Origin of the sequence: Scytonema hofmannii PCC 7110, assembly GCF_000346485.2 — a bacterium.
GTDB lineage: Bacteria > Cyanobacteriota > Cyanobacteriia > Cyanobacteriales > Nostocaceae > Scytonema > Scytonema hofmannii.
Genome location: NZ_KQ976354.1, coordinates 3,310,013 through 3,329,003 on the forward strand (window position 1 = coordinate 3,310,013; position 18,991 = coordinate 3,329,003).

The 18,991-nt window shown below is 40.6% G+C and carries 28 protein-coding genes; 20 read left to right on the top strand and 8 right to left on the bottom strand.

The annotated features are described in order from the left end of the window. The first annotated feature begins 13 nt into the window (after positions 1-13). Positions 14-361 (top strand): hypothetical protein, encoded by a 348-nt coding sequence (locus WA1_RS14045; protein WP_148662685.1) that lies wholly within the window; start codon positions 14-16, stop codon positions 359-361. A gap of 293 nt (positions 362-654) precedes the next feature. On the opposite strand, the gene WA1_RS14050 is transcribed toward WA1_RS14045, so the two are convergent. Beyond that, entirely contained in the window at positions 655-2,154 is a 1,500-nt protein-coding gene (locus tag WA1_RS14050) for an FAD-dependent oxidoreductase (RefSeq protein WP_201789092.1), read from the bottom strand. 105 nt (positions 2,155-2,259) lie between these two features. Between WA1_RS14050 and nudC the strand changes: the two genes are divergently transcribed. Both nudC and WA1_RS14060 read left to right on the top strand, forming a co-directional pair. Then, positions 2,260-3,075 carry an NAD(+) diphosphatase gene (nudC, locus tag WA1_RS14055; protein WP_017747721.1) on the top strand — a complete coding sequence of 272 codons (816 nt, stop codon included), beginning with the start codon at positions 2,260-2,262 and terminating at the stop codon, positions 3,073-3,075. 535 nt (positions 3,076-3,610) lie between these two features. Then, a complete protein-coding gene (locus WA1_RS14060; protein WP_017747718.1) occupies positions 3,611-3,892 on the top strand; it encodes a hypothetical protein in 282 nt (93 codons plus the stop codon). Positions 3,893-4,230: 338 nt separating this feature from the next. Here WA1_RS14060 and WA1_RS14065 read toward each other — a convergent pair whose 3' ends face one another. The 3 genes from WA1_RS14065 to WA1_RS14075 form a co-directional block, all read right to left on the bottom strand. Beyond that, the gene (locus WA1_RS14065; protein ID WP_017747717.1) at positions 4,231-5,187 is read right to left on the bottom strand and encodes a 1-aminocyclopropane-1-carboxylate deaminase/D-cysteine desulfhydrase; all 957 of its coding nucleotides are present in this window, start codon (positions 5,185-5,187) and stop codon (positions 4,231-4,233) included. A gap of 1 nt (position 5,188) precedes the next feature. Beyond that, complete coding sequence (locus WA1_RS14070; protein WP_017747716.1) at positions 5,189-6,433, bottom strand: cytochrome P450; 1,245 nt, start codon at positions 6,431-6,433, stop codon at positions 5,189-5,191. Between the two features lie 196 nt (positions 6,434-6,629). After that, complete coding sequence (locus WA1_RS14075; RefSeq protein ID WP_017747715.1) at positions 6,630-7,898, bottom strand: thioredoxin domain-containing protein; 1,269 nt, start codon at positions 7,896-7,898, stop codon at positions 6,630-6,632. A gap of 248 nt (positions 7,899-8,146) precedes the next feature. Here WA1_RS14075 and WA1_RS14080 point away from each other — a divergent pair, with 248 nt between their 5' ends. Continuing rightward, positions 8,147-8,413 (top strand): peptidoglycan-binding domain-containing protein, encoded by a 267-nt coding sequence (locus WA1_RS14080; RefSeq protein WP_017747714.1) that lies wholly within the window; start codon positions 8,147-8,149, stop codon positions 8,411-8,413. Between the two features lie 78 nt (positions 8,414-8,491). Here the strand turns inward: WA1_RS14080 and WA1_RS56920 are convergent, their stop codons facing one another. Continuing rightward, positions 8,492-8,758, bottom strand: a complete 267-nt coding sequence (locus WA1_RS56920; protein WP_017747713.1) for a hypothetical protein — start codon at positions 8,756-8,758, stop codon at positions 8,492-8,494. Between the two features lie 208 nt (positions 8,759-8,966). Between WA1_RS56920 and WA1_RS14090 the strand changes: the two genes are divergently transcribed. The 7 genes from WA1_RS14090 (at position 8,967) to WA1_RS14120 (ending at position 12,230) form a co-directional block, all read left to right on the top strand. Beyond that, positions 8,967-9,590: a hypothetical protein gene (locus WA1_RS14090; RefSeq protein WP_017747712.1), complete on the top strand. Its 624-nt coding sequence runs from the start codon at positions 8,967-8,969 to the stop codon at positions 9,588-9,590. A 496-nt stretch (positions 9,591-10,086) separates the two neighbouring features. After that, on the top strand, positions 10,087-10,524 hold the full coding sequence (locus tag WA1_RS14095) for a type II toxin-antitoxin system VapC family toxin (protein WP_017747711.1): 438 nt from the start codon (positions 10,087-10,089) through the stop codon (positions 10,522-10,524). Between the two features lie 234 nt (positions 10,525-10,758). Beyond that, positions 10,759-10,989 carry a DUF433 domain-containing protein gene (locus WA1_RS14100; protein WP_017747710.1) on the top strand — a complete coding sequence of 77 codons (231 nt, stop codon included), beginning with the start codon at positions 10,759-10,761 and terminating at the stop codon, positions 10,987-10,989. A 165-nt stretch (positions 10,990-11,154) separates the two neighbouring features. Further along, the gene (locus WA1_RS14105; protein ID WP_017747709.1) at positions 11,155-11,460 is read left to right on the top strand and encodes a BrnT family toxin; all 306 of its coding nucleotides are present in this window, start codon (positions 11,155-11,157) and stop codon (positions 11,458-11,460) included. Further along, a complete protein-coding gene (locus WA1_RS14110; RefSeq protein WP_017747708.1) occupies positions 11,429-11,680 on the top strand; it encodes a BrnA antitoxin family protein in 252 nt (83 codons plus the stop codon). Before WA1_RS14105 ends, WA1_RS14110 begins: the two co-directional genes overlap by 32 nt. Before the next feature lie 93 nt (positions 11,681-11,773). Next, positions 11,774-11,995 (top strand): hypothetical protein, encoded by a 222-nt coding sequence (locus WA1_RS14115; protein ID WP_017747707.1) that lies wholly within the window; start codon positions 11,774-11,776, stop codon positions 11,993-11,995. Further along, the gene (locus WA1_RS14120) at positions 11,973-12,230 is read left to right on the top strand and encodes a type II toxin-antitoxin system RelE family toxin (RefSeq protein ID WP_017747706.1); all 258 of its coding nucleotides are present in this window, start codon (positions 11,973-11,975) and stop codon (positions 12,228-12,230) included. The genes WA1_RS14115 and WA1_RS14120 overlap by 23 nt, the downstream gene beginning before the upstream one ends. A 26-nt stretch (positions 12,231-12,256) precedes the next feature. Here WA1_RS14120 and WA1_RS14125 read toward each other — a convergent pair whose 3' ends face one another. Then, on the bottom strand, positions 12,257-12,586 hold the full coding sequence (locus tag WA1_RS14125) for a helix-turn-helix domain-containing protein (protein ID WP_017747705.1): 330 nt from the start codon (positions 12,584-12,586) through the stop codon (positions 12,257-12,259). 568 nt (positions 12,587-13,154) lie between these two features. Here WA1_RS14125 and WA1_RS14130 point away from each other — a divergent pair. Both WA1_RS14130 and WA1_RS14135 read left to right on the top strand, forming a co-directional pair. Continuing rightward, complete coding sequence (locus tag WA1_RS14130) at positions 13,155-13,397, top strand: WD40 repeat domain-containing protein (protein ID WP_201789093.1); 243 nt, start codon at positions 13,155-13,157, stop codon at positions 13,395-13,397. Position 13,398: 1 nt separating this feature from the next. After that, a complete protein-coding gene (locus WA1_RS14135; protein ID WP_017747702.1) occupies positions 13,399-13,617 on the top strand; it encodes a hypothetical protein in 219 nt (72 codons plus the stop codon). 256 nt (positions 13,618-13,873) lie between these two features. Here the strand turns inward: WA1_RS14135 and WA1_RS14140 are convergent, their stop codons facing one another. After that, positions 13,874-14,557: a DEAD/DEAH box helicase gene (locus WA1_RS14140; protein ID WP_026135138.1), complete on the bottom strand. Its 684-nt coding sequence runs from the start codon at positions 14,555-14,557 to the stop codon at positions 13,874-13,876. Further along, on the bottom strand, positions 14,541-15,110 hold the full coding sequence (locus WA1_RS14145; RefSeq protein WP_026135137.1) for a DEAD/DEAH box helicase: 570 nt from the start codon (positions 15,108-15,110) through the stop codon (positions 14,541-14,543). Before WA1_RS14145 ends, WA1_RS14140 begins: the two co-directional genes overlap by 17 nt. A 416-nt stretch (positions 15,111-15,526) precedes the next feature. Here WA1_RS14145 and WA1_RS14150 point away from each other — a divergent pair, with 416 nt between their 5' ends. The 7 genes from WA1_RS14150 to WA1_RS56925 all read left to right on the top strand — a co-directional run bounded on the left by WA1_RS14150 (position 15,527) and on the right by WA1_RS56925 (position 18,946). Beyond that, positions 15,527-15,733, top strand: coding sequence for a type II toxin-antitoxin system HicB family antitoxin (locus tag WA1_RS14150; RefSeq protein ID WP_026135136.1), 207 nt, complete (start codon positions 15,527-15,529; stop codon positions 15,731-15,733). Beyond that, complete coding sequence (locus WA1_RS14155) at positions 15,730-15,951, top strand: type II toxin-antitoxin system HicA family toxin (protein WP_017747700.1); 222 nt, start codon at positions 15,730-15,732, stop codon at positions 15,949-15,951. The genes WA1_RS14150 and WA1_RS14155 overlap by 4 nt, the downstream gene beginning before the upstream one ends. Before the next feature lie 98 nt (positions 15,952-16,049). Further along, the gene (locus WA1_RS54940) at positions 16,050-16,199 is read left to right on the top strand and encodes a DUF4058 family protein (protein WP_272819133.1); all 150 of its coding nucleotides are present in this window, start codon (positions 16,050-16,052) and stop codon (positions 16,197-16,199) included. Further along, entirely contained in the window at positions 16,196-16,366 is a 171-nt protein-coding gene (locus WA1_RS59730; protein ID WP_272819134.1) for a hypothetical protein, read from the top strand. Before WA1_RS54940 ends, WA1_RS59730 begins: the two co-directional genes overlap by 4 nt. A gap of 216 nt (positions 16,367-16,582) precedes the next feature. Beyond that, entirely contained in the window at positions 16,583-17,872 is a 1,290-nt protein-coding gene (locus tag WA1_RS14160) for a Tudor-knot domain-containing protein (RefSeq protein WP_017747698.1), read from the top strand. A 191-nt stretch (positions 17,873-18,063) separates the two neighbouring features. Further along, positions 18,064-18,804 (top strand): DUF4058 family protein, encoded by a 741-nt coding sequence (locus tag WA1_RS14165; protein ID WP_017747697.1) that lies wholly within the window; start codon positions 18,064-18,066, stop codon positions 18,802-18,804. Beyond that, positions 18,788-18,946, top strand: a complete 159-nt coding sequence (locus WA1_RS56925; RefSeq protein ID WP_017747696.1) for a DUF5615 family PIN-like protein — start codon at positions 18,788-18,790, stop codon at positions 18,944-18,946. The genes WA1_RS14165 and WA1_RS56925 overlap by 17 nt, the downstream gene beginning before the upstream one ends. The last annotated feature ends 45 nt before the right edge of the window (positions 18,947-18,991 follow it).

Sequence of the window (18,991 nt, forward strand, 5' to 3'; positions counted from 1 at the left end):
AACGCGAACTATTTTGACCGGATTTTACCTTTCATTTTCCTTAACCGAGCAGTATTGCACTACTCCTCGATGGCGTTCTTTGCTTAATTCTCGGCTCAAGTCTCAGCTTATTCCTCGCCATGCTATCACTAGTAGTGCATTACCTGGTTCTTTTCAAGCTTCTAACATTACTGAGAGCCAAAGTGCAGATGTTGATACTGATATCCTTTCAGTGCCACTCTTTAGTACAGAGCAGGAGAAGAAGTCTTTACGAGCCGCTATAGATCTTGTTAAAGAAGGGATGGAGGATGAGTCAGAATATGATAAAGAAACATATTCTCAAATTGAGAAAGGTTTGAACAATAATGATTTTTCTCTTTAAAATTCTTGAATGAGTAAGGTTGTTTTATTAGACACTAATCCATTAAGCCAAGTCATACACCCTAAAGTGGATGCTAGAGTAATAAAGTGGTTGGAATTACTAGATGCAAGTTCTGTAATTTTAGGAATACCAGAAATATCTGATTATGAATTGCGTCGAGAATTACTCAGAGTAAAAAAGGTTGAAAGTATAAAGCGTCTTGATAAGTTTGCACTACTAAATCAATGGATTCCAATTACTTTTGAAACAATGCGAAAAGCAGCAGAGTTATGGGCATCGATACGTAACCAAGGTCACCGATCACTGGTCACTGGTAGCATTTGTTCAAATTCCCGACGAAATACTAAATCGCTGTATTCTTGCCACTCTTTTTTACGACTTTGGGATAACTGTTGTAATGTTGCCTGTTGGACACGAATTATCAATGGGTGACGAAAATGTTCGTATTTTTCAAAGGCTTGGTTGATAGCTTGTGTATCATCCCAACTCTTTTCTCTTGCAATGTTAGCTATTAAGGTTGTAATGACTAACGCATCTTCAAGCCCTTGATTTGCTCCTTGTGCCATGAAGGGAGGCATTCCATGGGCTGCATCACCAACTAATACGACTCGTCCTGAACTCCAAGGTGGTTGAATTTTGACACGATTGTCTTCTATGTCGAAAGCGGTGCTGGGAAGTTGTAAGGAATCTGCAACACTAGCACGGTGGATGTAGTACGGGCGCTGTTGCATATTAGCAGGAGTTGATAGGCTCACTAACTGTTTGAGGACATCGGGAAAACCAGCTTTCTCCAGTGCAGGGACAGCTATGTCAATCAAAGATTTACCAGATTTTCCTAGTAATATGTTCAGAGGCAAAGCATGATGGATGACATATCCGACTGGACCGCCCGGTCTGTGAAACAAAATCATCCTTGGCACTTCCATATGGGAATCTTCAGAGATTTCATCGTTACGGATTGTGACAACAGGTGACCCTTGGAAGAAAGTTTCTTCTAACGCTAACTTGAGATTGTCTGGAATGTCAATAATTTGACTACAGGCAATCGCAGCATACCCAGAATATTCAGGTTTTGCAAAAGCAGAGTACGGACTATTTTTGTAAAGAATCTGGCGAACCGTAGAGTTGATTCCGTCGGCTGCAACAATGAGTTTTGCCCGGAAGGATTTTGTTTCCAATTGTTGGGAACTTGTCTCTAAATTCTGAGGCGGGTTCTCTTCTGGTTTTTGTTCTTCTGTCCAATATGCATAAGGATTGGCTTCTATTGTTGTATCGGAGACACAATCTACTCTGACGTACCCAGTGTCGGATTCATCCACTATATTTATACACCGATGATTGGGTCTAACTTGCTCTTGGGGGAGTAGTTGTCTGAGGGTAGTTTGCAAGTTATACCAACTAATTGATGTTCGACCCTCTCCATACTCTTGGAACCAATCATCATAATTTAGAGAAAACGACGAGATTCGCTCTCCACGCAAATTCTTTTGTACCCATTCACGCGTACTTTTGGGAGGCTGTGTTCCTGGAGTTTTCTTTACAGTCTCTTCGCTGGGTGGCTTGGGATTCAAAAACCTATTACCAGCTTCTTTAATTTGTTCATACGCCTGAGAATCTAAATATTTGAGAGCTTTTAATCCATTGGGGAGAAGATCTACCGTTTGACCGACTTGACGAAAGGCACGAGTTTGATCGACAACTAACAGATTTTCCAAACCCCGCTTGCGTAAACCGATGGCAGTTGCCAATCCGACAGGTCCAGCACCAATGACAACAACGTCGAGCTTTTCCATAAAAGCAATCTCATTATGCATTCCACTTTATATACTAACTGCTGTTCTGGCGATTTTCAGACATTGCTGACAGTGTTAGGATCGAAGTAATGGCTTTCTAGTGATATGCAGCGAACTTTCATCCCTGGCATTATTCCATCTGTAGTAGAGTCCGAACCCTCTTTGTGGTTCGCGTTTGTTGGCAACAAGTTGTTAATCCGTTCTGAAGGTACAGTTAGCCACATTCCCAGGTTTGCTAGTTTAGCAGAAATTGGTTTGAAGCCACTGCGATCGCAATTCCTTGGTACTATTGATGGCATTGGGTGTTACTCTGCCGAACTGCTCAAGGACTCTATCATCCCTGATGGTTTGAGGTTAGCGGGACTGCGGGAATTGTACGGAAGCTTAGATGAGGACTTGTATGCAGTATGCGGTCGCGCTGTTCAGATTATGGAATGGGATCGTACCCACCAGTATTGCGGTTATTGCGCGACGCCTACAATTCAATTAGCACATGAGCGTGCTAAGCGTTGTCCTAAGTGCGAGTTAGTCAATTATCCGCGCCTCTCGCCTGCAATGATTGTTCTTGTCTCGCGAGGTGAAGAAGTCTTGTTAGCTCGTGCTCCTCGGTTTCCACCAGGTATGTACAGCATACTGGCTGGATTTGTGGAACCAGGAGAATCGTTGGAAGAAACGGTGGTGCGAGAAGTCCGAGAGGAAGTAGGGATTGAGGTCAAAGATATTCGCTATTTTGGCTCGCAACCTTGGCCGTTTCCCAACTCACTTATGATTGGATTTACTGCGACTTATGCAAGTGGTGAGATCGTCATCGAACCGCAAGAGTTAGTAGATGCTGCTTGGTTTAGTAAATCTAACCTACCGCAGATCCCTTCCAAGCCCAGTATTGCCCGAAAACTCCTCGACTGGTTTGTTTCGACTTAACAGTTGGGATTAAGGATAAGCCATTGCAACTTTTGCGCGATCGCGTTTTGGCACGACTGTTAGCAACATCAACAACGGCATAAATTCACTACTGCTTTTGAGTTGGTTGAAAACAAACTGATGGAAAAAACTCAGTTAGTTTTTAACAGTATGATGATTGTTTTGAGGCTGATTTTCTCTGTGTTAGCGGACATAATGACAATAGTGCTCAAAGAACTATCCAGGATTACGCACTCACATGAAAGAAACCGGGTTTCTGGGCAGAGACACATGGCTGAAACGACAATTTTTGGTAAAGAAACCCGGTTTTTCGTTAAGTCCTACTATCTTTAAACATTGAATCGAAAAAGAAACAAATAATCCACTTATTTCTTATTTTCAATATATATCTCACGAGTTTTAGTGTGCAGTTTAAGGTGTGGATGATTACATGAAAAAACAATGAGAAAAGTCTCATGATGTATAAAAAGTTTTTTGATAAAGTAAATTATTGTATCTATTACTTCTAATACTTGTGTTTTTACCAACTTTAACCATGAATTCACAAGCATATCGTTTGCAGTCCGATAATTTTTCCGATCAGACAGAATTGATTAACCAAGAAGACCAATGTTTGCTGTATGAGCGGTTTTGCGTTATGGCAAGAGATACTGTAGACGGAAGTTACTATGTTGGGCGCGTTCAGTTGAATGCAATTCAGCCTGATTATTTTTGTTGGTGTAATTCCTGTACGCAGTTGAATTTAGGGATTTTGGTATACGGCTACTTATCAGAATGTCGTAATGTGAATGAGAAACCGTTGTTAGTCATCAGATAGACTATATAATATTTAGACTAAGGGAACTGCAAAAAATAAATTATCCCCGGAATGTGGGATGGGCGTCAAAGCCCGTCTCTTAATTAATGGCGGGCAAGATGCCCGCACCACAAGAAATTTTGAGACATTATTTTTATTTGGAAATTCCTAACTGAACGACATGATTTCTTTGTAGAGACTAGCCATGCTTAGTCTCTACACATACGAGATATGAAGCTTTGCAGGCGAACCAACCGAGTTTTTGGGACTACTGTATAGTCATCAATGGGAAAATCCTACAACCAAACATGAAAAAGGAATATCCCCTACTCCCCACTCCCTTTTTCTAGCTAGTTTTTTTATTCGAGTCTCAAGTTGTAATTTTTGAGTTTCACTTGATTAAAACCTTCAATGCCTTGCAATCCACCCGTATGAACGGCGACAATTGTAGTGTTGGGGCGGAAAAATGCTTTTTTTGCCAAATCGAAAATACCGAAAACCATTTTTCCAGTGTAAATTGGATCGAGAGCAATAGAATATTTTCGTTTAAAATCATTGATGAATAAAATTAATTCTGGTTTCCACTTGGCATAGCCACCAAAACAGTAATTATCATTGATTTGCCAATTTTTGCAGCATATATTTTCTTGTGTGTCAAGCATTTTTTGTACGTCATTTTTTAAAAAATCTCCTTTTAATGCTGAAAACCCGATGATATGTTGCTCTGAATCTGCAGCCGCAATAATACCAGCCAAGGTGCAACCCGTACCACAGGCTGTACAAAAATAATCAGGTCGAAATAGCATTTGTGAATGAATTTCTTCAACAATTTCCCTACAGCCTTGCAATGCTAAAGTATTCGAGCCACCTGATGGCAAAAAATAAACAGTACCAAATTCTTTTTCTATCTGTTTAAGAACCAAACTTTCATCCCGAAACTCAGAGCGACTGACAAAAAGCAGTTTCATTCCACACTTTTCGGCAAAATTCAGTGTTGTGTTGAGGGATTGGGTACGTTCACCGCGAATAATACCAATGGTTTCAATCCCAACATATTTTCCTACTGCAGCCGTGGCATAAATATGATTTGAGAAGGCACCACCAAATGTCACAAGCCGTGGAAATCCTAACTCTTTGATCTTCAAACAATTGTATTTCAACTTCCGGAATTTATTACCCGATACTGAGGAATTTAGTAAATCATCTCTTTTAATAAACAGCCTAATGTTCGCTTCTGTTAGCGTTTCGTCAAAAATTTCCTGAATTGGGCTTACAGGGATATTGAAAAAACTGGCGACTGTTTCTGAGCAGGACATCTCATGCTACCTTGTCGAACTCAATATAGAGGTGCTTCAGTCCCCGCATGAGTATGTTCGGTAAGTACTGGTAATTTTCTTGTGCCAAGCGGATGTTCTTCAGCCTTAACAGCAAACGCTCATAGGCGATGTGCATTTCCTTACGCGCAAGCATAGCACCCAAACAAAAATGAATGCCATGACCAAAAGATAGGTGGTTGCTGGCATTATGGCGATCCACATCGAAACGCTCGCCCTCTTGAAATTTTATGGGATCGCGGTTAGCCGCGTCGAAGCGGAGCATGACCAAAGACCCAGCTTTGAGATCGACGTCTCCTAGTTTTGTATCTTGCGTCACAACGCGCCACATTCCAGCTGTCGGACTTTCCATCCGGAGAACTTCTTCAACAAAGTTCTCTAATTGGGAAAGATCTGTTTGTAGCAACTTCATCTGCTCTTGATTCTTTGCCAGCAACAACATCCCACCCGCGATCGCACTGGTAACCGTCTCATTGCCAGCGACTAGTATTTGCTGAATTATACTCAGCAGCTCGGCAGTGTTGAGCGATCGCTCTCCAAGCACCTTTGCCTGTACCAAATCGGAGATCAAATCATCCTGAGGCTGTTTTTGGCGTGATTCTATGACATCATGAAAATAGTGCTGAAAAGCAATGACATCTTTAGCACACTCGATCTCCTGCTCTCTAGTGAGTCTGTGACCTAGGCGTGCAATAAAAGCATCAGACCATTGCTTGAACTGCGGCAGATCTGCTTGCGGCACACCTAACTGCTGAGCAATAACTTTGATAGGCAGAGGTACGGCAAACTCACTGACGAATTCACACTTACTCTGAGCGATGAAACTGTCAATGAGTTCATCAACAATCTGCTGAATCAAGTCATGCATTTTGTTGACACGCGACGAGGTGAATGCTTTATTCACAAGAGATCGAAATCGCTCGTGTTCTGGCGGATCTGCCGTCAGCAGGGTGTTCATCTGAGGCCAGCCTTGAGCATAGATTTTCTGCAACTCATCGTCAATTTCTTCTTTGCCCGCCAGTAAAGTAGAGAAATTGCTAGAGAATACTTTTGTATCCTTCAGAATTTCTATTACCAAATCATAGCGGGTAACGAGAAAGAGCTTGGCGTCAGTCCTGGGACTGGGTAACTCCATAATTGGTGCTTGCTCCCGTGCCAGTTTGTAGAATTCATAAGGGCACACAAGCAGTTCAGGGTCAAAGAAGTTGTAGTCCGACAGATGCTTCATGCTTTTGATGGTGGTCTTCAGTGATGGTTTGCTTTGAGTCACTGTGCTGTGAGCATCATTTTAACATTTCTATACCAAAGTCAGTTTTTGTGTTGATGAAGACTGTTTCGATGAACGTGTTTTCTCCTCAAAAATTTTACTCTTTTCTTCTAGAGAAGTTCGTCCCCGCCCTACTGTGCCAAAGATCGAACATGATTCACCGGATACCCTCATTATCGATCGCACTGTAAATGTCGGTGGGGGCTAGTCCCAACCAAGGATCGTTACTGGGAGTCAGAAACAGTTCGGCATAAACTTTTTCATTCAATGCATCCACATAGCTTGTTTGGTTACCCCGTACAAACCATTGATGAATTTGTCTGTGCAATATATATTCGTTTCTCACTGTATCGAGAGCCATCGCTGCTTCAAAATTCCGAATCAGTTTTGATATATCCTGTGGATTTTTGGCAGACTGAAACTTTTTATCACCGATTAAGGCAATGCTGTTTTTATCCAGTTTGGCAGACTCTGCATAGAGTTGGGCAATTCTGCTCCAAGTTGCTTGGTCTGTAATTTCTAAAGGAGTGTTTGGATTTTCTGTGCTTTGCGGCTGGAGATTGTTGAGTATTGGGCTTTCCACTCTCATTTTTGAAACGGCCACTGCACCTGCTACTGTAGCACTAGGAGTTGCGCTCTCATTGTTGGGAGATGCGACTAGCCGAGGTGGAGACTGGATACCCAGTTTCGATAAATCTGCTGTCCATTGGTTTTGAAGAGTATTGAGGCGATCGCTATGGTATTGTCGTAAAAAAGCTTCACGTTGCGAACCATTACGTTTGCTGTATTCCTTTGCTGCTACTTCCCCTTGCTGTAGGCGATCGAGAAAAGCTTTTGGTCCGTATAGTCCTGGAATTGCATCAATGGGACGACCCGAACTATCTAAAATGTAATGAATGCTATTACCTGTAATTGTACGTTCTAGTTTGCGCCCATCACCAAAATCAATCGTTACTTTTGGTACGGGACGAACTGATTGCCAATGAAGGATAAAGTTTTCTCTTAATAGCTTAGAAATTTCTGCGTTTGGATATAATGCGACTCTGAAAAACCTGCTGTTAGCGCAACTGAGATCTGTCTCCAAATTGCCTAGCAACCGCAAAGATAAAATTGGTTTACCGCTAGCTGTTGCAGCTGCTTTCGCTTTTTCTAGATCGGTGTACCAGTAAAGCTGAGAAGCATAACAATCTCTTTGCTGACAAAGGGAATCTAAAGCTTGACGGATTTGCACGTTAGCAGAATTTAATTCATTGGCATGGGATTTGAGAAATATTTCCAATCCAGTTTGACCTTTTTGTCGCAGCATCGCAACTTCTTGAGATAGTTTAGACGTTTTTGATATAGGAGTTTGAGTATAAGCTGGTTGTGAAAAACTGACACTTACCAGCATCAGTGCAAATGGAATTTGAACAAGAATTGTTTTCATAAAATAAAATACAAAAGAGCCAGTGTTAACCCACTTTCTCTAAGATTAACATGGAGATTGGGAAACGATTGTATGTTATGACTGTCTTCATATTAGAGTTTGAGAAATGGAATCAAATTCTTTAAACCCTCTCTTGAGTGTATTGACTGAGTACCCTAATGGGGAATCCTTCATTTTATTTCTGGAATTGAATGTAAATCGACAGAAGTCAATTATTGTCAAACTCAATAAATACTTCTCTACAACAAATGAACAATATAATACAAACAACTCTTCCAACTCTAAAAAATGGTAGTTCTGGCGTAGCAGTCCAAATTTTGCAACGATTGTTAATGTTTCAAAGTATCAGCGTTCCTCGGTTATCTCTAAAAGTTGATGGTCTTTTCGGTCAATCAACAGAAGCAGCTGTGAAAGATTTTCAAAAAAGCAGAGGACTATCTGCAGATGGAGTTGTTGGTCTCAAAACTTGGCAAGAACTGAGTGCTTTACCTGGTGATGGAGAAGAAACTTTGTAAGTAAGACAAGTAGGGGCGCAATGCCTTGCGCCCTTATAATAAATGTGGTTTATTTAGGTAGACACTATTGCGATATCATCAAATCCTAGTTTTCAGTTGAGGTTTTGATGTTTGTCTGAGTTTTTGTATATCTATGTTTACAAGAATCTGTAGTAGCAGATTCAACAAGCCAACTTTTTGTTCCGGACAACTTCTGTTTAATTCACCAATTAATTTTTCTGAGGTCAGAAACCCGTCAACACCATCATGATTGATTAATCTGCGTTCATTGGGAAAACCTAGCAGCCTGACCGCAATCAGGAGAGTATGCGTTTGCTGTAGAAAATCACTGCTTCTTGCTGCCAAGGATGTAAGATATTAGTGCTCATAGAATTTGAACAAGAATTGTTTTCATATATTAAGCTATACGAGAACCAGTATTGACCTACTTTCTCCAAGATTAACATAGAGGTTTAGTGTTGCAGGATGGTTACATACCTATAATTAAGCTAAGTAGGCTTGACTGCATAGAACAGTTAGGACGCTTTCTTATTAGCTGTATGTCGAATTTATTATGTCTAAACCAAAAATTTTGCAAGAAGGAACTAGTTACACTTTTCGTTCTTACTTCGAGTTACCTTATGAAACAGAAGATATTTTAGCTGAATTGGGTTATAGCTTTTCACGTGCGCGTATGACCTTACCCTCTTCTCAACGTGTACCACAACGTTTACCTGAATTACGTCAGCAAATCGAGGAGTTGTTACCATTAGTAACTTTATCAAGCGAAACTGCACGTCGAGAAATTATGGTAGCACCAGTACTTTCGGAACTAGCGCGTTTTTGTAAGTGTCAAATGCGTTTAGAATATCCTCTCCAGGTAAGTTCTCAACTCAAAGGTAATCTAGATTACTTACTGCGAAATACGAACACAGAAGAAAGAAATAAAAATTTTCTGGTAGTTGAGGCTAAAAACGACGATTTGTCAAGAGGATTTACTCAACTATCAGCAGAGTTAATCGCTTTGGCAATAGCAGAAGAACAAGATATTCTTTATGGTGCAGTTACAGTAGGTGATACTTGGCGTTTTGGTTTATTAGAACAACAGCCTCTTCATATTACTCAAGACATTACTTTGTATCGCGTGCCTGATGATTTAGATGTTTTAATGCAAATATTGATTGGAATTATTGAATAATAGTATTTTTCGCATAGGAACAGATTGTACCTTCCAAGAAATTTCTTCATCATGTAGGGTGGGCGTCCTCGCCCGCCCACTTCATAGGATGGTGTTTATACTTTCTTCAAAATTTAACATTTCTGATTTTGACTGACTTTCTCCAAGGCTAACACGGTGGGAGTCATGGAGGGGAGCATCCCGTTTTGGCAATTTGCCCTCAGAATGGAATTCTAGGGCTATACAAACAAAGTTCACCTACGTGGACTTCGTATTAGTCCGCGCAGGCGGACTTAGCTTGTATAGCCGCGATTACGAACATCGCCAGGTGTTTTTTCCAAATTGGGATACTCCCTCATGGAGCGCGTTAAAGCCTTCTAACTTGGGTTGATGAAGCAATAGCTTTGCACTTTGCATAACGGCAGATCTCAGTTGAAACTCTCCAACTCCTTTGTACGGGATATAGAATTGAAAGAGAATACGATTACAAAGTACTAGCTTTATAAGAGACGTAAAAGTGCAACAGCAGTCTAATGGTCGGCTCTGTGTTTTCTTAGATACAAATGTTTTAGCGGCTTATCTACGTGGTGAGCCGCCTATTTCCCAGATCTTTTCCAATGAAGTTCTCAAGAGAGTGCGCTTTGCAATTAATCCTATAGTGCTTCAAGAGCTTTTTTTTCTGGCAGAAACTCATAAATATCCTGAAATATTAGACAACCTTCAAGCAGAAGTCAGTATGTTACCCCTCAATCTTGAGAGGGCTGAGGAATATCTTCAACAAGCAAACACTCTTCGCAATCTTTTAGCCCATTCAAATGATATTTTGATTCTTAGTAGTGCTGCCGATTGTGATTATTTAGTCACTTACGATCGCGCACTCAGGTCATTGCCAACCAGCAAACCTCAGATAGTTACTCCCGAACAACTGCTCTCTCAACTTGGAACTAAGGTGTGAAGGTTTATATTGATACAGGTATTTTTATTGATTACCTCAGTCCACAAACAATAGCTGGTTCATCATTACGATCTATAAGCCGTCGTAGCCGTACTTCTCAGAAGTTATTTGAGGATGCAGAGAAAGTGCTCAAGTTGATAGCATCTTCACATATAGGAGCTACATCAAGCCTTACATACTATATTATTCTTTAATACTGTTATTAGATGTAAAATGACTACAAACACTACAACTATGCACAACCTCAGTAGAATTACTCACAACTCAGCAGTTATGAGTGGCAAACCCTGTATCCGAGGAATGCGCGTCACTGTTGGTACTATTGTCGGCTTAATCGCATCTAGACATTCTTTCAGTGATATTCTCAAAGCATATCCATACCTAGAAGAAGCAGATATATATGAAGCACTTGCTTATGCAGCTTGGAGAGCAGAAGAAATTGAAGTTCCCTTGAAAACCGCATAAAAATTTTGATAAATATGAATTTGTACCCAAATTGGATTGGGGTAACCAAAAATGTTCAAAATTAGATGAGCGTGCCGATCATACAATAGAAGTATTATTATGGCGATCGCAAGTTCAAAATCTCCAACCACTGAAAATTCATTGACATGTTAAAGAGTGTGGGAAATGGGGTACTATGAAATTATGAACTTTGAATGGGATAAAAATAAAAACGAAGCTAACATTATCAAGCATGGATTAGATTTCGCAGATGCTCCAAGAATTTTTAATTTTCCACTTCGGATTAGTTTAGATGAGCGCGAGGATTATGGAGAAGACCGTTGGATTGGAATTGGAATGCTAGATGGTCGAGTAGTGGTGGTCGTTTACACCGAACCAGACGAACAAACTGTTCGCATTATCTCACTCCGAAAGGCTTTACCTTATGAAAGAAAACGCTATGAACAATACCTCAAGAACGAACTGGGATAAGGTTGACGCACTAACAGAAGATGAAATTGATACCTCCGATATTCCACCACTGACAGAAGACTTTTTTAGCAAGTCACATTGGCGCAAACCAGTCTCATCACCTAGTATTCTAGTTCCAATTGATGCAGAAACCCTGGCATGGTTTCAAGCGCAAGGAGAAGATTATGAGAAACGGATAGCTGCAGCATTAAGAATTTATGCAGAAGCACATAAGTATTAATGTGGCGAAAGATTAACGTGGTAGGCAAGCAACAGATGGCTCTGTATTGTAAACAAGCCATAGAAGTACTTTCAAAAAAAACGTATTTTCTTTATGTCCTCTTTGATAGAAATCGAAACAGCAATTAAACAACTTCCAGAAAACGAAATTCGCCAACTTGCCATGTGGATTCAGACATACTTAGATGAAGCATGGGATCGGCAAATAGAAGTAGATTTAAAATCTGGTAAATTAAACAACCTGATTGGTAAAGCAGAAGCTGACATTGCAGCTAATAACGTGAGAGATCTTGATGAAGTCCTTAACGACACCTGATTTTTGGCAAGCATATGCTGCTTTGTCTTCCGAGATGAAAGAGCAGGCTCAAAAAGCATACCAGCTATGGAAAAATAATCCCTCACACCCATCTCTCCATTTTAAGAAGGTTGGTAAAAATCTTTGGTCTGCTCGCATTGCAGGAGGTTACCGAGCATTGGCATTAAAAAAAGGTGATGATTATTACTGGTTTTGGATTGGTTCTCATGAGGATTATGATGCTATGCTCAATTAAATTCAGTTATGGTTAAGTATTTAAGACTACTTGGAAACAACTCGTGTTCGAGCTTGTGAGTCAGATTGAGGTTTGCTTGTGATTACAATCTCCACATCTTGACCTAGTGCATTTAAGAATTGAAATAGGTTTACAGTAGAAAAGCTGGATAATTTTCCTGTCATCAAAGCAGATACCTTGGATCGATCAATTACTAAAAGTTCTGCTGCTTCAGCTTGTGTCATGTGTTGCGTGGAAATAATGTTGCAAATTTTACGTACAAGTTCGGCTTTTACCAGCAATTCGTCAGGGTTCTCTAAACTCAAATCGGCAAATACATTACCGCTACTTGCTTGTATTTTAATTTCCTCAGTCATTGTTGCTCTTCTTGTTGAGTATAGTTTTCTGCATATTCCTCCTTTACTTCATCTAGCATTGCGATATAAACAGTAAACCAAAAAGTTTTTCCCTCTTGAATTGTTCGCACTGACTTAAACACTATAACAAGTACGCTTGGTCATTGTTCATTAGGATACCAACCTGCTGGTAAGTGGTCGGACAAAAAGAAATGAGCTATGTCAAGAAAAGTTAAGAGAACAGAGGAAATGCCATCGCCTTTTAAAAAAACTTTGCAATTGACTATGTTTTGGTTGTAGTTGGTGTAGATGACTTATATGTGGCATTGGACGCAAGCGATTGGCTTGAGGTGAGGAAGTGGGAGAACAGGAAAAATCGGGCATTAGGGCTATTATTCAAAGTTTTATTGCGAATTTGCCTAAAAACTGCATATGTTGCTTTTTTTAACATCTATATATTTAAATTGGATATTTAAAGTAACTAATTTTGTTATCTACCATTAGAGGGATTTAAAAAAAAAAACTCCTTGGAGAAAGATTTTTTGAACTAGTTATGCGATGATGATTTCTATTACTACATGAAATTCATGTGTGTTATGTGTTTGTTGATGGGGTAAGCATTAGTCCAAACAATCAAATTATTGCTTCTGCTAGCTCTGACAAAACCATCAAACTTTGGAAACGCGATGGCACTTGGACTCAAACTTTAGAGGGGCATGAAAATACAGTGATAGATATTAGTTTTAGCCACGACGGACAAATCCTTGCATCTGTTAGTAAGGACAAAACTATTAAAATTTGGCAAGCTCCAAGAGAAGCTCATCAAGGTTGAAATGAAAGTTAAAACATCTGACTTAACGCACATTATTGCTCAAGCTAGCTATTTATCTGAACGTCTGGGCAAACAGTTACAAGTTACTGATAGCGAACAACAGCTAATATCGCGTCTTCAACGCTGGTGTAAGGTCAGTGCTCACGGAAACTGGGAAAAATTCCAGAAGCGCCTACTTTGGGATGGGTTAGATATTGAGCAAGCACAACAGGCTTTGTGATCGCTCCCTGTAGTGGATAGCCAAGTTTTACCAGTTTGGGCTGAGACTTTGAGGGCGATGATTGAAACCGCTTCTCATTTTCATCCTCCATCATTGACTACGATAAATCTGCAGAAACCTTTAGCATTTCAACCATTTCAAGAACTATTGCTACCAGCAATCTCTGTGGCGCGACAGCAGTTATTAATTCGTTTGGGTACTAATTTTCTATCTGATGAACATCTACCTTTAAAAATACTCTCTGAGTCCGCTTACCTCACTTTCGAGTGTAGTCATATCCCCCTAACAACCCTGCTTGTAAAACTTCTACACAGCGATGCTCTTCTATCCCTGTTAACTGGCTTAAATCCCGTGCTGCACCTTCTTTTCCTGACAAACTACGGGGTTGGGCGCGAACTAGGCGAGAACTGTTTGATTCAGTTCTGACTCCAAAAGTACTCTCAATCCAGATGGACAAGGGATCTGTGACAAAACTTTGGTAATCTTGAGAAGAGGTTACTGTTGGTGTAAAAATCCGTTGAGTCAGTTCTTGAATAAAATTGGAGTTTTGTAAATTTTTATGAGGAGTATTGCGTCGTAGGGTTTCTCCGATAACGTGTTCTGGATAGACCACTGTCCCAAAAAGTTGAGAAGCAACACGAGCAACTTCAAATTGTTGTTGTTGATAAGTCCCTGCACTTGCCAAAGTTGCTGATGTACCAACACACTGAAAATTTTCTCCTGCTAAACGTTCTCTCACCCGCCGCACCAACATAGCTACATCTGCGCCTTGGCGACCTCGGTAGGTATGCAGTTCGTCTAAGACTAGAAAGTGCAATCCTTGGGCTGCATGAATTAAATCCTTTTCTCCCGGTCGTGTTAGGAGGAGTTCTAACATGACATAGTTAGTGAGTAAGATATCTGGTGGATTTGTTTGAATCTTTTTATCTTTCTTGGTCATTTTCTTGTCCGGTGTAGCGGGCGAAAGTGACTGGTTGTTGATTTTCAGGGTAGCCGCGACACAAAAACTTTTCTAGTTCTTTTGCTTGACTGTTGGCTAGGGCATTCATTGGGTAAACAACGATCGCTTGAATTCCTTGAACGGAACCTAGTTTGAGAACGCGATCGACAATGGGAATAATATAGGAAAGACTTTTTCCAGAGCCAGTTCCTGTGGTGAGAACATAGTTATATCCGTCTCGAGCAATGCCAATTGCATCAGCTTGGTGTTTGTGCAAGCATAAGGGTTGACCGTTCTCTTGTTGTTCGTCTTTTTTAACCCGGAAAATACGGGAACACTCGCTATGTAATATACCTTGCTCGACGAGCTCGTCAATCCATCCGCCTGGTTCAAAAGCAGGATTCAGTTGAATGAGTGGTTCGGGCCAAAGAGTTCCTTGGCTAAAGTTATCTCGAACGTACTGTACAATTCTTTTGTCTTTTATGTGAATAAAGCTAGTGACGTAGGATGAATAGTCCTTAATTAGCTTGTGTCGAAAGTCAAAGATATTCATAGGTCGCTCTAATCGGGACTATCTCCTTTACAATACGTACTACTTGCTCAACCGCACAACTGGTTTAACAAGCAGTACGTACGAGCGTCAATAGCAAAATCTCAGATGAAAATGAGAACAAAAGTTCTCTGTGTAAGTGTAACCGATTGACAACGGTATGACATCCTTGAAGCGATCGCCCATACATAAATCTTATAAATTTGCCGTCAAAATTACTAAATTAGCGTTAAATTTGTTGAGCAACAGCTAAACAGCAAATGTGTTAAACAGGGCGGACTTTCGGTGATATCCTTAAAGTATATCCTTACTTAGGAGAAGCAGGTATATATGAGGCAATCACTTATGCAACTTGGTAGACGGAAGAAATAGAAAGTTGGTGTAGGGAGGATGTCACAAACAACTATAGTGAGTGTCATATGCGGCAAGTAATTATGTACAGGGATGAAGATGGATACTGGGTTGTGGAATGTCCTAGCCTCAGAGGATGTATTAGCCAAGGTAAGACTAAAGATGAGGCACTAGCAAACATAAAGGAAGCGATCGCAGGTTACATCGCAGCTTTAGAGGAAGATGGTTTGCCTGTTCCAGAAGAAACTTTTGAAGCATTTCTGGTTGTTGTGTGAGTAAATTACCAAGAATTTCGGGCAAAGAGTGTATCAAAGCTTTGCAAAAGGTAGGGTTTTATCAAAAGCGGAGAGAAAGCAGCCACATAATTCTTCGCCGGGATGAACCGTTTGTCCAAGTCGTTGTTCCAGATCATCAAGAATTAGCGACAGGAACATTGCGAGCAATTATTCGAGATGTCGGTTTAAGTGTGGAGGAATTCATAATGTTATTGTAAAGTGCTTTGTCTCACTGTATTTCTAAGTTGAGACGGCTATTTGACTTGATATGGTGGGCTTTAGCCTACCTAGTTTGTACCATATCTATATAAGCTTTTTGGAATTGCAACCCTTGCTACATGGAGTATACGATCGCGCTCGATTAGAACTTGCGATCGACTATAATACACCTTGCTCTCCCAAGTTATCTCTAGAAGATGACACTTGGCTGCGAAGTTTTATGTCCTCAAAAAATCAATCGTTATGAGCGTGTTCAAACTTGTAAATATAGAAGAGTCGGCTGAGTGTCTTGAGTTGGTATCCCAAGTCCTCGTGTTGCTCTGGTTAACGCCAGTTGAAGCAACTGCGGAGGGTTTCTCCCCTTTGAGGGACGTGGCGACAAGTCAATTGATGAACGCTGCATATTCATCTTAAGAATGAAGTTAAAACTGTTACTTTTGTGTCAGCTTCGGGAACTCTATCAATATAGTTCATGTCACGGTAGTCTCAGTAGTGCATTACACATAACAGGGTGTGAGGAAATCATCATTATTTTCCGGGTTTTTACTGAGTTGATGTGCCAAATATCTGGAGTAACTACTGTGTCTGAATTGTGTTGTAAACACCGTTTAGGGTTCTGAGAATCAGCATATGGATAAATCCATTATTCAATTGGTTGACGAGTTACCATCTGACAATATTACTGTCAAAGTTTTAAAAGCACTGGATTATGTAGCACCAGGGCAGTGGAATAATTTGGTAGGATTTGACAATAGTATCCGTGCAATTACTGGAGAAACCAATCCCCAAGTCATTCAGCAAATTCGCGATCGCGCTGTTATCTTATACCACGAGCCTCAACGAGGTTACCAAGCTGCTATCAAACTTTATCAAACAATTGATGGCGCAGATACAGCTATGGCAACTGCGGCTTTAGCCAACAAAGTTGGTGAAAAAATCGGTTTTCTTTCCTTCTTAAGCAAAATTACACCAAAAGCGGACGTCACTCAAACAATTGATTTAGTCCTGAAAGTAGCTGTCGAAATTATTGCATTCTCCAAACTCAATGGTATTCCCCAACCTAATCCACAAGAGTTTGTCAATACCCTGACAAATAACTATAAAGATGCATCTTTGATGCGGATGGTTGCTTTAGTTTGTCTGGATGGAGTTTTACCCTTAGGTCCTGACTTTCTCAGCAAAATACAGGAAGTTATGAGTGGTACGAATACTGGCGCGATCGCTCAAAATCCTCTCTTCTCAGCCATCAACAACTTTCTCCCTGGTAGCAATCCTTCTGATAAAGTTGGTTTTATCACTCAGGGTTTCAACTCCGTACAAGGCTGGATGAATAACTTAGTCTCAAAAACTGGTGTAACACCCCAATCAATTTTTAGTCATCTAGGCAATTTTATTCAGATGGCTGATGATAATTTAGACTTTGTGGCAGCATTCTTAGATCAAACCACCAATTACTATGAGCATACAGGAATTCAAACTGTGGCTCGCAGTCTGATTTTACAAGCTCATACTTTAGTAAAACAAGAAGTTCAAGAACAGCAGTCAAAGCCCCGTGCTATGAAAACTGATAGCGATCGGTATGCAGAAGGGACAAAAGTAGAGGCTTGGGATAGTGACGAGGAGGAGTGGTACGAGGCAACTGTTGAACAAGTGAAAGGTAACCGCTACTTTATTCAGTATACTGGTTACGATTCCTCTCATAACGAGTGGGTTGAAGAAGACGATATTCGGATACGCGATCGCAACTCATCTGATGATGGTGAATATAGAGTGGGTCAAAAGGTAAAAGTTTGGGATGAGGAAGAAGAGGAGTGGTATTCTGCAACGATTGGTAAAATCAAAGGTCAGCAATATTTTGTGCATTACATCGGTTACGACTCATCCTATGATGAATGGGTTGATGAGGAAGAAGTTTGTTAAAAACGAGATCTCCTCAACCAACTCCCCTACCATATTTCTAAACCAGAATTAAAGTTCTAGGAGATTGCGATTCGCATTTCGACAACGAACAACGTATGAAGTGCGATCGCAATTTATCATTGATCGACAAGCTGTTTTTCCAAAGACTTTGTACCATATCTATTAAGCAGTTAAATTTCTTCCTATTTACGATGCCATCTCCTTTACCTGGTATGAATCCTTATCTGGAAAATCCAGAATTGTGGTCAGAATTTCATAGCCGGATGATTGTGGCGATTGCTGATGCACTTGACGCTCGCCTCAGTCGAGATTACCGTGTTGCTGTAGAAAAGCGAGTATATTTGAGCGAAGCTGAGGAAAGCGTGTTAGTTGGTATTCCCGATGTCTCTGTGACTGCTTCTGTGCCAAAAACCTCTCAAGCGATAGCTTCTGCTACTGTGGTTCAACCTGTCAACATTGAGATTCCAATTGCAGAGGAAGTTCAAGAGCGTTTCCTAGAAATTCGCGAAGGTAATACAGGAAACGTCATCACGACTATCGAACTGCTATCGCCTAAAAATAAACGCACTGGTGAAGGACGTAGTACTTATCTCCAAAAGCGACAAAAAATTCTCACGAGTGCGACTCACTTAATTGAAATAGATTTATTGCGGGGAGGTGAACCACTTCCCACGATTGGTGCAGTTCCATCAGATTATCGCATTTTAATAAGTCGAAGCTCTCAACGTCCAAAGGCTCAACTTTACGCCTTTAACTTAAGACAACCAATACCAGCTTTTCCCATTCCTCTACGTACTGCAGAACCAGAACCACTGTTGGAATTGCAACCCTTGCTACATCGGGTGTACGATCGCGCTCGGCTAGAACTTGCGATCAACTATAATACACCTTGCATTCCCAAGTTATCTATAGAACATGAAATTTCTTGTTGATGCTCAGTTACCGATTCGCCTTGCGCGTTTCCTACAAGCTTCAGGCTACGATACAATTCATACCAGAGATTTACCTAAACGGGAGCATCCCAATTTGGAAAAAACACCTGGCGATGTTCGTAATCGCGGCTATACAAGCTAAGTCCGCCTGCGCGGACTAATACGAAGTCCACGTAGGTGGACTTTG

Excerpts from the sequence above, each read along its gene's own strand:
- WA1_RS14075 (WP_017747715.1), bottom strand. The coding sequence starts at position 7,898 with ATGAAAACAATTCTTGTTCAAATTCCATTTGCACTGATGCTGGTAAGT.
- WA1_RS14050 (WP_201789092.1), bottom strand. The coding sequence starts at position 2,154 with ATGGAAAAGCTCGACGTTGTTGTCATTGGTGCTGGACCTGTCGGATTG.
- WA1_RS14060 (WP_017747718.1), top strand. The coding sequence starts at position 3,611 with ATGAATTCACAAGCATATCGTTTGCAGTCCGATAATTTTTCCGATCAG.
- WA1_RS59730 (WP_272819134.1), top strand. The coding sequence starts at position 16,196 with ATGAGCGTGTTCAAACTTGTAAATATAGAAGAGTCGGCTGAGTGTCTT.
- WA1_RS14120 (WP_017747706.1), top strand. The coding sequence starts at position 11,973 with ATGAAGTCCTTAACGACACCTGATTTTTGGCAAGCATATGCTGCTTTG.
- WA1_RS14070 (WP_017747716.1), bottom strand. The coding sequence starts at position 6,433 with ATGAAGCATCTGTCGGACTACAACTTCTTTGACCCTGAACTGCTTGTG.
- WA1_RS56925 (WP_017747696.1), top strand. The coding sequence starts at position 18,788 with ATGAAATTTCTTGTTGATGCTCAGTTACCGATTCGCCTTGCGCGTTTC.
- WA1_RS14100 (WP_017747710.1), top strand. The coding sequence starts at position 10,759 with ATGCACAACCTCAGTAGAATTACTCACAACTCAGCAGTTATGAGTGGC.
- nudC (WP_017747721.1), top strand. The coding sequence starts at position 2,260 with ATGCAGCGAACTTTCATCCCTGGCATTATTCCATCTGTAGTAGAGTCC.
- WA1_RS14140 (WP_026135138.1), bottom strand. The coding sequence starts at position 14,557 with ATGACCAAGAAAGATAAAAAGATTCAAACAAATCCACCAGATATCTTA.
- WA1_RS14115 (WP_017747707.1), top strand. The coding sequence starts at position 11,774 with ATGTCCTCTTTGATAGAAATCGAAACAGCAATTAAACAACTTCCAGAA.
- WA1_RS14110 (WP_017747708.1), top strand. The coding sequence starts at position 11,429 with ATGAACAATACCTCAAGAACGAACTGGGATAAGGTTGACGCACTAACA.
- WA1_RS14135 (WP_017747702.1), top strand. The coding sequence starts at position 13,399 with ATGAAAGTTAAAACATCTGACTTAACGCACATTATTGCTCAAGCTAGC.
- WA1_RS14090 (WP_017747712.1), top strand. The coding sequence starts at position 8,967 with ATGTCTAAACCAAAAATTTTGCAAGAAGGAACTAGTTACACTTTTCGT.
- WA1_RS14065 (WP_017747717.1), bottom strand. The coding sequence starts at position 5,187 with ATGTCCTGCTCAGAAACAGTCGCCAGTTTTTTCAATATCCCTGTAAGC.
- WA1_RS14105 (WP_017747709.1), top strand. The coding sequence starts at position 11,155 with ATGGGGTACTATGAAATTATGAACTTTGAATGGGATAAAAATAAAAAC.
- WA1_RS14165 (WP_017747697.1), top strand. The coding sequence starts at position 18,064 with ATGCCATCTCCTTTACCTGGTATGAATCCTTATCTGGAAAATCCAGAA.
- WA1_RS14080 (WP_017747714.1), top strand. The coding sequence starts at position 8,147 with ATGAACAATATAATACAAACAACTCTTCCAACTCTAAAAAATGGTAGT.
- WA1_RS14145 (WP_026135137.1), bottom strand. The coding sequence starts at position 15,110 with ATGAATATCTTTGACTTTCGACACAAGCTAATTAAGGACTATTCATCC.
- WA1_RS14150 (WP_026135136.1), top strand. The coding sequence starts at position 15,527 with ATGCGGCAAGTAATTATGTACAGGGATGAAGATGGATACTGGGTTGTG.
- WA1_RS14125 (WP_017747705.1), bottom strand. The coding sequence starts at position 12,586 with ATGACTGAGGAAATTAAAATACAAGCAAGTAGCGGTAATGTATTTGCC.
- WA1_RS14160 (WP_017747698.1), top strand. The coding sequence starts at position 16,583 with ATGGATAAATCCATTATTCAATTGGTTGACGAGTTACCATCTGACAAT.